Source organism: Bradyrhizobium sp. TM239, from assembly GCF_036247985.1.
GTDB lineage: Bacteria > Pseudomonadota > Alphaproteobacteria > Rhizobiales > Xanthobacteraceae > Bradyrhizobium > Bradyrhizobium ottawaense.
Genome location: NZ_BTIR01000013.1, coordinates 1 through 13459, shown reverse-complemented (window position 1 = coordinate 13459; position 13459 = coordinate 1). Strand labels below are relative to the sequence as shown.

At 64.8% G+C, this 13459-nt stretch carries 12 protein-coding genes; 5 read left to right on the top strand and 7 right to left on the bottom strand.

Going from position 1 to position 13459, the window contains the following annotated elements; all coding sequences use genetic code 11:
- Positions 1-137 precede the first annotated feature (137 nt).
- The 5 genes from AABA84_RS22620 to radA all read right to left on the bottom strand — a co-directional run bounded on the left by AABA84_RS22620 (position 138) and on the right by radA (position 6085).
- Positions 138-1274, bottom strand: coding sequence for a hypothetical protein (locus AABA84_RS22620; RefSeq protein WP_338313178.1), 1137 nt, complete (start codon positions 1272-1274; stop codon positions 138-140).
- 90 nt (positions 1275-1364) lie between these two features.
- The gene (locus tag AABA84_RS22615; protein ID WP_338313176.1) at positions 1365-2105 is read right to left on the bottom strand and encodes an SDR family NAD(P)-dependent oxidoreductase; all 741 of its coding nucleotides are present in this window, start codon (positions 2103-2105) and stop codon (positions 1365-1367) included.
- A gap of 183 nt (positions 2106-2288) precedes the next feature.
- Positions 2289-3812 (bottom strand): amidophosphoribosyltransferase, encoded by a 1524-nt coding sequence (gene purF, locus AABA84_RS22610; protein ID WP_338313174.1) that lies wholly within the window; start codon positions 3810-3812, stop codon positions 2289-2291.
- Positions 3813-3839: 27 nt separating this feature from the next.
- On the bottom strand, positions 3840-4469 hold the full coding sequence (locus tag AABA84_RS22605) for a CvpA family protein (protein WP_018317599.1): 630 nt from the start codon (positions 4467-4469) through the stop codon (positions 3840-3842).
- Between the two features lie 167 nt (positions 4470-4636).
- Positions 4637-6085, bottom strand: a complete 1449-nt coding sequence (gene radA, locus AABA84_RS22600; RefSeq protein ID WP_212246283.1) for a DNA repair protein RadA — start codon at positions 6083-6085, stop codon at positions 4637-4639.
- 189 nt (positions 6086-6274) lie between these two features.
- On the opposite strand from radA, the gene AABA84_RS22595 reads away from it, so the two are divergent.
- Positions 6275-7435, top strand: coding sequence for an ABC transporter substrate-binding protein (locus tag AABA84_RS22595; RefSeq protein WP_212246279.1), 1161 nt, complete (start codon positions 6275-6277; stop codon positions 7433-7435).
- Complete coding sequence (locus AABA84_RS22590; protein ID WP_338313172.1) at positions 7435-9501, top strand: putative bifunctional diguanylate cyclase/phosphodiesterase; 2067 nt, start codon at positions 7435-7437, stop codon at positions 9499-9501. The genes AABA84_RS22595 and AABA84_RS22590 overlap by 1 nt, the downstream gene beginning before the upstream one ends.
- A gap of 10 nt (positions 9502-9511) precedes the next feature.
- Here the strand turns inward: AABA84_RS22590 and AABA84_RS22585 are convergent, their stop codons facing one another.
- Together AABA84_RS22585 and AABA84_RS22580 are read right to left on the bottom strand one after the other, a co-directional pair.
- Positions 9512-10237, bottom strand: coding sequence for a sulfite exporter TauE/SafE family protein (locus AABA84_RS22585; RefSeq protein ID WP_338313171.1), 726 nt, complete (start codon positions 10235-10237; stop codon positions 9512-9514).
- Between the two features lie 101 nt (positions 10238-10338).
- Positions 10339-10857 carry a hypothetical protein gene (locus AABA84_RS22580; protein WP_338306948.1) on the bottom strand — a complete coding sequence of 173 codons (519 nt, stop codon included), beginning with the start codon at positions 10855-10857 and terminating at the stop codon, positions 10339-10341.
- A gap of 200 nt (positions 10858-11057) precedes the next feature.
- Between AABA84_RS22580 and AABA84_RS22575 the strand changes: the two genes are divergently transcribed.
- The 3 genes from AABA84_RS22575 (at position 11058) to AABA84_RS22565 (ending at position 13352) form a co-directional block, all read left to right on the top strand.
- Positions 11058-11834 (top strand): potassium channel family protein, encoded by a 777-nt coding sequence (locus tag AABA84_RS22575; RefSeq protein ID WP_338307189.1) that lies wholly within the window; start codon positions 11058-11060, stop codon positions 11832-11834.
- A 238-nt stretch (positions 11835-12072) separates the two neighbouring features.
- The gene (locus AABA84_RS22570; protein WP_338313170.1) at positions 12073-12441 is read left to right on the top strand and encodes a GFA family protein; all 369 of its coding nucleotides are present in this window, start codon (positions 12073-12075) and stop codon (positions 12439-12441) included.
- Positions 12442-12536: 95 nt separating this feature from the next.
- Positions 12537-13352 (top strand): DUF4886 domain-containing protein, encoded by an 816-nt coding sequence (locus AABA84_RS22565; RefSeq protein ID WP_338313167.1) that lies wholly within the window; start codon positions 12537-12539, stop codon positions 13350-13352.
- Positions 13353-13459 lie beyond the last annotated feature (107 nt).

Below are 13459 nucleotides of genomic sequence, written 5' to 3'. Positions count from 1 at the left end.
ACGGCTCTCTTGCGGAGCCTTGTTCCGGCTGATGGCTCTAGCCTGTCCCAGGGCCGGCGGCAATGCGCCTAAAGCCGGATGACGCTGCGTCGTAGCGTCATCCGTCCGTTAACTTTTGGGCAAAATGCGTTGAGACGCTATTTAAGCGCGTCCGATGTCAGCTTGAATTTCTGGATGCGCTTTCCGGTATCGACCTCGGCGGTATAGACGTTACCCCTCGCGTCGATCGCCATGGCATGCACCCAGTGGAATTGACCGGCGTTGCGGCCGTTGTGCCCGAAGCTGCCGACCACGCTGCCATCCTCGCGCTTGATGACCCTGATCTCGTTGTTCTCGCCGTCGGCGCTGAGCAGATAGGTCTGCTTCGGATCGGGCCAGATCGCGATGTCCCACACCGCGCCGTTGCCGAGCGTGTTCTTCTCGAAGAAGAACTCCTTCACGAAGCTGCCGTCCTTCCTGAACACCTGGATGCGGTTGTTGATGCGGTCGCAGACATAGACGAGGCCGTCATTGGCAAGCTTCACGCAATGGACGGGATTGCCGAATTGCTGCGCGACCGGCGCCTTGGGATCGTAGGGCGCCTGCTTGTCGTCGTTGGGCTTGTTGCCATAGGCACCCCAGTGCCGCTTGTAGGCGAGTGTCGTCGCGTCGAACACGATGACGCGGCGGTTGCCATAGCCGTCGGCGACGTAGATCTCGTTGGCCTCCTTGTCGAGTGCGGTCTCGGCGGGCTTGCCGAGCTGCGTCGTGTCGTTGCTGCCGAGGCTGGGGGCGAACTTGCCGATCTGGGCGACGAACTTGCCGTCGAGCGTGAACTTCAAAATGGCGTTGTCGTTGTCGGCGTTGCCGCCGACCCAGACGAAGCCGCGCTCGTCGACCTCGATGCCGTGCTCGCGGCCGACCCATTCGTAGCCCTGGCCGGGACCGCCCCAGGACCGCAGCAGATTGCCGTCGACGTCGAATTCGAGCACGGGCGGCGCCGACACGCAGCATTTCGAGCGCGGCGGATTGAGGCTTGCGCCTTTCTCGTCGTCGGTGAGCGAGCGCGGGCGATGGATCACCCAGATATGGCCCTGCCAGTCGACTGTGATGCCGCCGACCTGGCCGAGGATCCAGTTGTTGGGCAGCTGCTTCGGCCAGGAGGCATCGACCGCGAAGGTCGGGACGTCGCCGGCGTTCGACGCAACCGGAAACGCGAAGGCTGCGATCAGAATGGAGAGAGCGTGACGTGCGAGCGCAGACGCAAAGCCTGCGCGATCATGCCATGGCGCCATGGCAACCTCCCTTTTTGGCGCGCGGCTTGCTGCCGCTTGCGCGCGGGCAGTCAATCGCGGGGAGGCAGTCGAGTCAATCAGGCAAGGACATTACGCAGGCGAGCGGAAGCTCATCAGGCTGCGCGTCTTGTAGTCGTAGAACTTGCCGGTCTCGGTCCAGTCAGGTGCGCACATCGGCACGATGAATTCGGCGACCTGCTCGGGCGTGTCGAGTGTCGCAGGGTCTTCGCCCGGCATCAGCGTCGCGCGCATGCGGGTGCGGACCGGGCCGGGGTTGAACAGATTGACGCGCAGCTTCGTGTTCGCGGTCTCCTGCGCCCAGGCGCGCGCCAGTGTTTCCAGTGCGGCCTTGGAGGCGGCGTAGGGGCTGACATAGGCGGTCGCCTTGTTGGCAGCGCCCGAGGTGATGAACACGGCGCGGCCGGCGTCGGACTGCTTCAGCAGTGGTTCCATGCAGCGGATCAGCTGGAAGTTCGCGGAGACGTTGACGGCCATCACGTCGGTGAAGGTCTTCAGCTCGATATGACCGATTGGCGAGGAGGGGCCGAGCGCGCCGGCATTGCCGACGAGGATGTCGAGCTTGCCGTAGCGTTCGTGCAGGCCCGCACCGAGCCGCGCGATGCCGTCGGAATCGGTGAGGTTGAGCGGCACCAGGGTGGCGCTGCCGCCGTCTTTGCGGATCTCGTCGTCGAGCTCTTCCAGCCCACCCTGCGTGCGCGCCACCGCCACGATATGCGCGCCGGCCCTGGCGAGCGCGATGGCTGTGGCATAGCCGATGCCGCGCGAGGCGCCGGTGACGAGAGCGATGCGGTCGGCGAGGGGTTTTGTCATGGCGGGGTTTTACAGGCGTGGATGGCTGGGACAAGCCCCCATCCGCATCTGTCATTCCGGGATGGTGCGAAGCACCAGACCTCAGATGCGCAATTGCGCATCGGGGAATCTCGAGATCCTCAGGTGCGCAATTGCGCACCACAGCTCGATGCTTCGCATCGCCCCGGGATGACGCTTTCAGCGTCAGCTCGCCTCCGCCAGCAGCGACAATTGCCGCGGCTGCTGCTCGGTCTGGGTCTGGTCGGTGAGGTGGGTCGGATAGGCGCCGGTAAAACAGTGATCCGAGAACTTCGGATTGGCGGGGTCGCGGCCGGGCTCGCCCATGGCGCGGTACATGCCGTCGATCGACAGGAAGGCGAGCGAGTCGGCGCCGATGATCTCGCGCATCTCCTCGAGCGAGTGCGTCGCGGCCAGGAGGCCGCCGCGATCGGGCAGGTCGATGCCGTAATAATCGGGATAGAGGATCGGGGGCGAAGCGAGCCGGAAGTGCACTTCCTTGGCGCCGGCATCGCGCATCATGCGCACGATCTTCTTCGAGGTGGTGCCGCGCACGAGCGAGTCGTCGATCAGGATGATGCGCTTGCCTTCGATCGCGGCGCGGTTGGCCGAATGCTTCATGCGCACGCCGGATTCGCGGATCGCCTGCGTCGGCTGGATGAAGGTGCGGCCGACATAGTGGTTGCGGATGATGCCGAGCTCGAACGGCACGCCGGAATGCTGGCTGTAGCCGACCGCGGCGGGCACGCCGGAATCCGGCACCGGCACGACGACGTCGATCGGCACGTGGCTCTCGCGCGCGAGCTGCGCACCGAAGGCCTTGCGGACCTCGTAGACCGAGCGGCCGTGGACGATGGAGTCGGGACGGGAGAAATAGATGTATTCGAAGATGCAGGGACGCGGCGCCATCGGCGGGAACGGCTTGTGGATGTCCTGGCCGTTCTCGTCGAACACGATGACTTCGCCCGGCTCGATGTCGCGGATGAAGCGCGCGCCGATGATGTCGAGCGCGCAGGTCTCCGAGGTCAGAATCGGGCAGCCGTCGAGCTCGCCGAGCACCAGCGGGCGGATGCCGCGCGGATCGCGCGCGCCGACCAGCTTCTTGTTGGTCAGCGAGACCAGCGCATAGGCGCCCTCGATCTCGCGCAACGCGTCGATATAGCGCTCGATGAAGCGGCTGCGCCTGGAGCGCGCAACCAGGTGCAGGATCACCTCGGTGTCGGTGGTCGACTGCATCATCGCGCCGTTCTTCACGAGCTCGCGGCGCAGCGTCAAGCCGTTGGTGAGGTTGCCGTTATGGGCGACCGCGAGGCCGCCGGCATTGAGCTCGGCGAACAGCGGCTGCACGTTGCGCAGGATGGTGGCGCCGGTGGTGGAGTAGCGGACATGGCCGACGGCCATATTGCCGGGCAGGCGGTCGATCACTTCGCGGCGGGAGAAGGTGTCGCCGACGAGGCCGAGGCGGCGTTCACTGTGGAAGCGGCTGCCGTCGTAGGAGACGATGCCGGCGGCTTCCTGGCCGCGGTGCTGAAGGGCGTGCAGACCGAGCGCGGTGATGGCGGCGGCGTCCGGGTGACCATAGATGCCGAAGACGCCGCATTCCTCGCGCAGCGTATCTCCCTCCAGGTCGTCCTGAACCTCTAGAGCGGCCGGGCCTGGGCCGGCGTTTGGATCGAGATCAAGTTGGGCGTCCTGGTCAGGGTGTCGCATCTCGTCCGCGCCTCTCTTTAAGGGCAATCAACGCGCCGCAGGTTTCTCGATCAGTTTCTTCAAACTGTCACGAGCAGGTTTACTGTATCCGTCGCCACTGCCCGAAGGCTGCTGCTCGGATTCAGCTTGATCATCATCTGGTTTGTTTTTCTTGAATCTCTTCAAGATGGTGTTCTCGGGGTCGTCAGGCAAGAGGGCCATCAGCCAATCCCCGGTTCCCTGGAGCACCACGCGGGATTTGGCCCCCGTGACCCAGTCCGGGCGCTGCTTGTCCGGAACCAGCCAGGTGAAGAACAGGAAGGCGACCACCACGATCAAAAGCCCGCGAGCCAGGCCAAACAGGAAGCCGAGGGTGCGGTCCAGCGCGCCGATCCGGGAATCCAGGATCATGTCGGAGATCCGGACCGTGATCACGGAGACCACGACCAGGGTGCCGACGAAAACGCCGGCGACGACGACCACGCTTGCGACGGTATCGTTGTTGAAATAGGTCTTGGCGGTCGGCAGCAGCTTCGAGAAGGAGTACAGCGTCACGATCGCCGCCGCGCCCCAGGCCGCGATCGACAGGATTTCGCGCATGAAGCCGCGGACCATGGCGAGCAGGCCCGAGATCAGCATCACACCGAGCAGGATCAGGTCGAGGAGTGTTACTGGCATCGGCTGGTCTGGTCCGCTCGTACGTCGAAGGTGCTCTAGCGAATCGGTGTTTGGCCGCTGCCCTAAAAGAGGGGCAGACGGCGTTCCCGGCAAGGCCGCAACCACGCAATCCCATGCTGCTTTTGTGACGGCTGTATAGCGGCGGGGGCCTCCGACGTCACCTCCACCTAACCCTCTCCACGGCGGAATCTTGCCGGTGTGGCATTTTTCTCTGCCGGCGCGTTCGATTCGCCCCGGCGGGAGCCGCGGGCGGCGATCTCGGCCACCAATGTCGTCAGGCTGTTGACCGCATTCAGCGTCAATCCGGCGTCACCGCCGGCATCGCCGCCTCGTGCCGATTCGGGCAGCACGGCGCGCTTGAAGCCGAGCTTGACCGCTTCCTTGAGCCGGGCCGGGGTCTGCGCCACCGGGCGGATGACGCCGGAGAGCGAAATCTCGCCGAAATAGACGGCATCCGTGGGTAACTGCGCGTTAACCAGGGACGACACCAGCGCGGCCGCGGCCGCCATGTCCGCCGCCGGCTCGTGGATGCGCAGGCCGCCGGCGACGTTCAGATAGACGTCATGGCCGGACAGCTTGACCCCGCAATGGGCCTCCAGCACCGCCAGCACCATGGAAAGCCGGCTCTGATCCCAGCCGACCACGGCCCGCCGCGGCGTGCCGAGCGAGGTCGGCGCCACCAGCGCCTGCAATTCGACCAGGACGGGCCGCGTGCCCTCGATGCCCGCGAACACTGCGGTGCCGGGCGTGCCGAGATCGCGCTCGGACAGGAACAGCTCGGAGGGATTTGTGACCTCACGCAGGCCAAGCCCCGTCATCTCGAACACGCCGATCTCGTCGGTCGGGCCGAAACGGTTCTTCACGGCGCGCAGGATGCGGAATTGCTGCGAGCCTTCGCCCTCGAACGACAGCACGGCGTCGACCATGTGCTCGACCACGCGGGGGCCGGCGATCTGGCCGTCCTTGGTGACATGGCCGACCAGGATGATGGCCGCGCCGGTCTTCTTGGCAAAGCGGATCAGCGCCTGCGCCGAGGCGCGCACCTGGGTCACCGTGCCGGGCGCGGACTCGACCGTGTCGGTCCACATGGTCTGGATCGAATCGATCACGATCAGCCGGGGCACCGCGCCCTCGGACAGCGTCGAGACGATGTCCTCGACCGAGGTCTCGGCCGCAAGCTGCACCGGCGCATCCGACAGCCCGAGCCGTTCGGCGCGCAGGCGCACCTGCGCGACCGCCTCTTCGCCGGAGATGTAGACGATGCGGTGGCCGGCGCGTGCCATCATGCTGGTGGCCTGCGTCAGCAGCGTCGACTTGCCGATGCCGGGATCGCCGCCGACCAGCAGCACCGAGCCGCGCACGAAGCCGCCGCCGGTGACGCGGTCGAGCTCGGTCATCCCTGAGGACAGGCGAGGCGCATCCTGGGTTTTCCCCGACAGGCTCTCCAGCGCAAACGTCCGCCCCTTGCGCTTGGAGCGGATCGACACCGGCACGCTGCCGGTCGCGTCCTCCTCGGCGAGCGTATTCCACTCGCCGCAGGACTCGCACTTGCCCTGCCAGCGGTTATAGGCCGCGCCGCAGTTCTGGCAGACGAAGGAAAGCGTGTTCTTGGCCATGGGGACAGATGAGTCGCGGTTTCGGGTTTGCTGATAGCACGGAAGGCCGATCGCCGGCGCTTCGATGATCTCAATTCGGCACGATAGATATACCTTTCATTAGCTCTGTGCCCCTGCGGCCGGGCGGATTTTGCGAAGTGTTAGCGGACCCGGGTCCAATCTCGGAACCATCAGGGGCGGCGAAGAGAAATGACGAGATTCCTGCGAATATTGCTCGCGGCGGGCACGGCCTGCGGCGCTTTCGCGTCCGCGGGCAGTAGCCTTGCCAAGCCCTTTGCCAAGCCCCTCGACATCGTCTTCGTCAATCCCGGCAAGACCGGCGAGGTCTACTGGGACATGGTCGCGCAGACCATGCAGGCTGCCGGCCGCAAGCTCGACGCGCATGTCGAGGTGCTGACCAGCGAACGCAATTATCGCACCATGCAGGAGCTCGGCTTCGGCGTGGTGGCGCGTCACGACAAGCCGGATTTCCTCATCCTGTCGAACGAGGAATCCGCCGCCGTGCCGATCGTGGAGGCGGCCGAGGCCGCGGGCGTCAAGACGCTGCTGCTCTCGAACACGCTGATCGGCGAGGATGCGGTGCGACTTGGACCGCCCAGGCAAAAGCTCAAGACCTGGCTCGGCGACATCACGACCGATCTTCAGACCGCGGGCGCACGGATGGCCGATGCCCTGATCCGGACCGCGCGTGCCGAGAAATGGCAGAGCCCGGACGGCAAGATCCACATTCTCGGCATCGGCGGTGACGAGATCACGCCCGCCTCGATCGCGCGCAACGCCGGCCTCAAGCTCGCGGTGGACGCCGCGCCCGACGTCGTGGTCGACCGGCTGCTGTTCGCCAACTGGACGCAGTCGGAGGCCGAGCAGGTCACCAAGAATTATCTCGACTGGGCCTCGCGCAAGAAGATCCGGCCCGCCGGCATATGGGCCGGGAACGATCCGATGGCGCTCGGGGCGCTGCGCGCGGTGACCGCCGCCGGCCTTGTGCCGGGCCGGAACATCGAGGTGGTCGGCCTCAACTGGTCCGAGGACGCGCTGCGCGAGATCAAGGCGGGTCGCCTGCTCTTGAGCGACGGCGGCCACTTCCTGCTCGGCGGCTGGTCGATCGTGCTGTTGCGCGATTACGCCGATGGCTGCGATTTCGCGGCGGTCTCACCCCGCGTCGAGGTCAAGACGTCTGCGATCACGCGCCAAAATCTCGCCTCGGTCGGCGACCTCATCAAGACGCGCGCCTTCGACCGGATCGATTTTACGCGGTTTCGGGCCAAGGCCGGACGCTGCGGCCAATATGATTTCTCTCTCGATGCGCTGATCTCGTCGCTGGCGCGTCCCGAAGGCGTCGCGGACTGATGCGCGATGATGAGACGATGACCGATCCGGATCGCAACCAGCAGGCCGCGCCAACGCGCTTGCGCTCGGTCGTCCGCGCGATGATCTGGGCTACCGTGCCCGTTCTGCTGCTGGTGCAGCTGCTCGCCTCCGCCGGCGTCGAGGCCTCGAGCTTCTGGTCGCAGACCAGGCAGCTCGACGCCCGCATGGCCCGCGTCGCCGAGAGCCGGGCCGAGCTGATCGCCGAGCCGCTCTGGAAGATGCGCTACGACCAGGTCACGGGCGTGCTCAACGAGATCATGCACGACGAGACCATCGCGGCGGCGGCCGTCTATGACGACACCGGCGCTGCGATCGCCCGCGTGGTGGCACGCCCCGAAGGCGAGGCGGTCGCGGAGGTCTCGCGCCCGATCCACTACAGCAACGGCAACATGGCCGTTCAGGCCGGCCGCATCGCGATCGCCTATTCCCACGCCACGCTGTACGCGGACGCGGGCAGCCGCCTGGTGCTGTTGCTGGTCGTCGGCCTGCTCGCGACGTTCGCGACCCTGATCGCGATGCGGATTTCCGCCAACATCTTCATCGGCAGGCCGCTGGCCGCCATGATGTCGGCGATCCAGCGCAGCAAGCAGGACGGCCGGGCCTATCCGGCGGACGTCAGATCCTCCAACGAATTCGGCCAGCTCGCGCGCGCCTTCAACGCCATGCAGCATACGACATCGGGCGCGCTCGACCGGCTCGGGCACATGGCCGGGCACGATCCGCTCACGGGGCTGCCCAACCGGCGCTCCCTGACCGAGCGGCTGGCCGTGGCGAGCCGCGATGGAGGCAGGCCGGACGCGCTGGTCGCGTTCTGCTTCATCGATCTCGACGACTTCAAGGGCATCAACGACACCTTCGGCCACGAAGCCGGCGACAATTTCCTGGTTCATATCGCCGAGCGTCTTCGCAGCGCGGTCGAAGCGGAGGATTGGGTCGCCCGGCTCGGCGGCGACGAATTCGTCGTTATCCGCCCTGAAGTGAGCAACGAAGCCTCGGCGCACGCATTCGCGCAGCAGGTGCTGGACGCCATTTCCGAACCGATCCGGCTCCACGACAAGCAGGTCGTGCCGCGCGCCAGCATCGGCCTTGCCGTGCGCCGCGCCGACGATCCGGAGCTGTCGCATCTGCCGACGCTGGCCGACATCGCGCTCTACCATGCCAAGAGCAAGGCGCCCGGCACGGTCGCCGTGCTCGACGAAGCGCTCCAGCGCGACTACCGCCGCCGCAGGGATCTCGAGCTCGCCATTCCCACGGGCTTTGCCGAGGGACAGTTCGAGGTCTGGTACCAGAGCCAGGTCGACCTCGAAAGCCACGAGGTCGTTGGCCTGGAAGCGCTGATCCGCTGGCGCCATCCCGATCACGGCGTGATCGGTCCGGCCGAATTCCTGCCGCTGATCGAGCGCAGCGGCAACAATGCGCGGCTGACGCGTTACGTGCTCACCGATGCCTGCTGGGCGCTGCAACGCCTGGCCGCCGCCGGCAGGCCGCAGATCCGGATCGCGATCAATCTGCCGCCGTCCGAGCTTGCCGACCATTCGCTCGCCGCCGAGCTGCGCGCGACCTGCGCGCGCTTCGACGTTGCTGCCAGCTCGCTCGAGCTCGAGATCACCGAGGGATCGCTGATCAACAACATCGCCAGCGCTACCGCGACGCTGCATCGCCTGCGCCGCTTGGGTGCCACCATCGCCCTCGACGATTTCGGCACCGGCTACAGCTCGCTCGCTCATCTCAGGCGCTTCCCGCTCGACAAGGTCAAGATCGACAAGGCCTTCATCAGCGAGATTCCCGATAGCGCGGAAGACAAGGCGATCGTCGGCGTGATCGCATCGCTCGCCGGCACGCTGGGACTGACTTTGGTCGCTGAGGGCATCGAGCGGCCCGAGCAGGCCGAGGCCATGCGCGAGATGGGCGTGAGGTTCGGGCAGGGCTATTTCTACCAGCGGCCGCAGCCGCTCGATGCCGTGCTGCAATGGCTCGAAAAGCCGCTCGCGCCGGACAGCCGCATCCTCGCCGACAGCCCGCCGATCGCACCCGAATTCGCCTGATCGCGGCGGCTTATGGCTGCGTCGCGTTCCACAGCATCGAGAGCCCGGCTGCGACCATGATCGCGTCCATCAGCAGGCGGAACATGTCCGGCTTCAGGTGCAGCACGAAGCGCTTGGCAATGAAGGCGCCCGACATCAGCGAGGCGCCCGCGATCAGGCCCTTCATGAAGACCTCGCCGGTCAACGCGCCGAAACGTTCGAAAGTGACGGACTTTGCGAAATAGAGGCCGAGCGAGCTTGCGGCCTCAGTGGCGAGGAAAGCGCCCTTCGAGAGGCCGTAGAACAGGAACAGCGGCACGCTGAGCGGACCGGTCGAGACCACGATGCCGGTGAGATAGCCGATCACCGCGCCGCCTACCGCCAGATGCCAGAGATTGGCCTTGAGGTCGTGCCGCGCCAGCCAATGCCGCACCGGCACCATCGCGATCAGGAAGATGCCGATGGCGAGATCGACGGCGTGCGGGGGCAGCGCCAGCAGCGTGCGCGCGCCCAGCACCGCGGCCGGAATCCCCGTGACCGAATAGGCCGCGCAGGCCCGCCAGTCGACCTCCCGCCACCAGGCCAAAATGCGCGAAAAGTTCGCCATCACGGACGCGACCGCCATGACCGGCACCGCTTCCTTCGGCCCATAGGCATAGACCAGCACCGGCATCAGCATGATCGACGAGCCGGTGCCGACGATGCCTGAGATGGTGCCGGCGACGAGGCCGACGATGAGGACGAAGAGAAAGGCCAAAACGGTCTCCACGAATCGAGAGAGTTTAGCCGTGGCCGTCAACCCGGGCGATCCCTCCTAAGCGAAGGAGCCGATTGCGCTGCGCCCTCGCACCGACTGGCTTAGGGCTTTCCGCCGCAGTCCTGCCGAACGCGCTCACGCCGGATCATGCACCGCGGCTTGCCCCGACTGTCGGTATGGCAGACGTTCGTTTCGGTCGTCCCCCAACATGAACGGCCACGAGGGGAGGGCTGCGGGGTCTTTTGAGGTGGGATGATGGTCGGGGGACAATAGTGGTCGCGGTTTGGCGCTAGCTCTTCCCGGGTGCTCTTGCACTCATATCGGTAGCTGAACCCGATATCGTTGAGCTGAGTTTGCGCATCGGCAAGAAGGTGCTTTTCTCCTCCCTTGTCTTGGACCGGGGGAATGGCAACGCCGGGCGAGCATACCGTTGCGCGGCCCAGCCCGTTGGTCTGATCTGCTTCGCAGCGATACTGACACCACCTCCATTGCGGGTCGGAGTTCTGGAAGCGCATCTCGAAGAGATGGTAATTGTTCACGTTGCACTTGAACGTCACGTTCTGCGCCTGTACGGCACCAATGCAGGCGAGCGACATCGCCGCAATCAGAATAATTCGCATCGTGAGCAATCTCGGAATAGATCTGGTGGGCTAAGAATTATCGCGAAACTGGCGAAACCATAGCTTTCGTGTCGAACACCGTCCAGTCCCTCAGGGTTCGCAAACCTTCTCCTGTTCGGCCAAAGACGGCAGCGATTGTGTTCGATCTTGCGGCGCGCTCTCCCAGTTGCAATCATCCCTGCAAACCGGATTATGATGCAGTGACCCTGACGTCCATGAGAAGCAGCGTTCGCGGCCTTTACGAGGGTGCAACGCCGAGCGGCGTGCGCTTCCGCTACGCGCTGCTTGCCTTCGATATCGTGACGGTGCTGTTCATCATCGCAACCTCGTTCCTGCCTCCCAGTGAGATCATCGAGACGCTCGACGTTCTGTTCGGCATGCTTCTGCTTGCCGATTTCTCGGCACGACTCCTCGTCGGTCGGCATCCCTTTCGGAAGTTCCGTCAGATTGCGATCTGGGCTGACATGGTGGCAATCGTATCTTTCCTGGCACCGCTTGCCGGCGAGGCGGGCGGCTTTCTCCGGATCCTGCGAACGCTGGGGCTGCTTCGCGACTACCAGATGCTGGCGAGGCTCCGCATCGATTCTTCGTTCTTTCGTCGCAACGAAGAGGTCATCTTCGCGGTGACGAACCTCGCCGTTTTCATATTCGTCATGACCGGGATCGTCTACGAGACCCAGAAGTTCCGCAACAATGAGATCCACAACTATGCCGATGCGCTGTATTTCACGGTCACGGCGCTGACGACAACCGGTTTCGGCGATATCACCCTGCCGGGCACGCTCGGTCGTCTCATCACGGTCGTGATCATGATTTTCGGGGTCACACTGTTCTTCAATCTTGCCCGCGCACTCCTCAGTCCCAGTAAGGTGCGATTTCCCTGTCCGGCTTGCGGGCTCCAGAGGCACGATGCCGACGCCGTGCATTGCAAGGCTTGTGGCACGGTTCTCAATATTCCCGACGAAGGCGCGACCTGAACAGCTTTCACGCCCGGCAACGCCGGTGGACGTCTCTCATGCCGACATTGCGGCGGGGTTTTGCCGGGGCGAGGGCAAGCCGACATTCGGCCACCGTAAGTCATTGAATCGACAGGGGGTGGCTACTGTGCATGGGGTTGTTTTTCATATTTTGGTTGAGGAGGCGCCCCGCTGCTGACAGCATGTTGGCAGCAGGCACCCGCTACGACCACCTCCTGACAAACGGAGGGAGCGGGTCATGCCGATCGAGGGAAGCTGTCATTGCGGTGAGGCGGTGTTCGAGGTGACGGAGGCGCCTTTGAGCGTCACGCGCTGCACCTGCTCGCTTTGCGCCAAGCGCGGCGCGTTGTGGGCCTATTACACGCCGGCGCAGTTTCGCCTGCTTTCGCCGCCAGACGACGTCGCGACCTATCTCTGGGGCAGCCGCACGGTCAAACATCATTTCTGCGCGACGTGCGGCTGCGGCACCTATTCGGAGTCCCCGGACTGGTCGACCGGCAAGCCCGATTTCGACAATCCCAAGGTCGCGGTGAATGCGCGCCTGTTCGACGATTTCGATCTGGAGGCGGTGCCGGTCAACATGATCGACGGAAAGAATCTGTGGTGAGCACGCAAGCGCGGGGACTTCCGTTGCACGCTCGTACTCTTGAGACCGTTCTGAAAAGCTGATTTGGTTCCGGCCCTGGAAAAAGGGAGGAAGTCATGATGCGTCTTTTTGCGCGAGTGATGCTCGCAATGTGTCTGGCCGTTGCAGCCGGCTTCAACGCACAGGCGCAGACCAAGCCGAAGATCACTTCGCTCGGACCAGACTTCCCCAGGGCCGCGCTGTTCGTCGGCAACAGCTTCTTCTACTACAACAACGGCATGCCCGGGCATCTCACCTTCATGGAGCGGGCCGTGGATCCCGCCAACAAGGCGGTGTACCGCAACACCATGGTGACGATCGGCGGCTCCGGCCTCGACTGGCACGACATGGACAATCTGCTGCGTCCGGGCGGCCTCGGCGCTTATTCCTTCGACGAGCAGAACAACGTCATCTTCAGCAAACCGGGCCGGCAGTACGACGCCGTCGTGATGATGGATTGCAGCCAGTGCCCGATCCATCCGCAATTGAAGGACGCGTTCGTGACTTTCGCAAAGAAGGACAGCGAGATCGTCCGCGCCCACGGCCTGCGGCCGGTGCTGTTCATGTCCTGGGCCTATGCCGACAAGCCGGAAATGACGGAAGCGTTGGCCGAGGCCTATACGATCGCGGGCAATGCCAACGATGCGCTGGTCATTCCCGCAGGTCTTGCCTTCGCGCGCGTGCGCAAGCTGCAGCCGGAGCTCAATCTCTACGCGCCCGACAAGCGGCATCCGAGTCCGGCGGGGACGTATCTTGCGGCATGCGTGACGTTTGCCGCGTTGACGGGCCGTTCGCCCGTCGACAATTCCTATATCATGGGCCTGGATGCGGAGACGACGCGGCTTCTGCAAAAGGCGGCGTGGGACACGGTGCAGGACTATTATGGGCGCTGAACTCGCGTGACCTCGTAGGGTGGGCAAAGCGAAGCGTGCCCACCAACGGTTTATCGGCTCGGAACGGTGGGCACGGCGCTGGCGCGCCTTTGCCCACCCTTGTATTA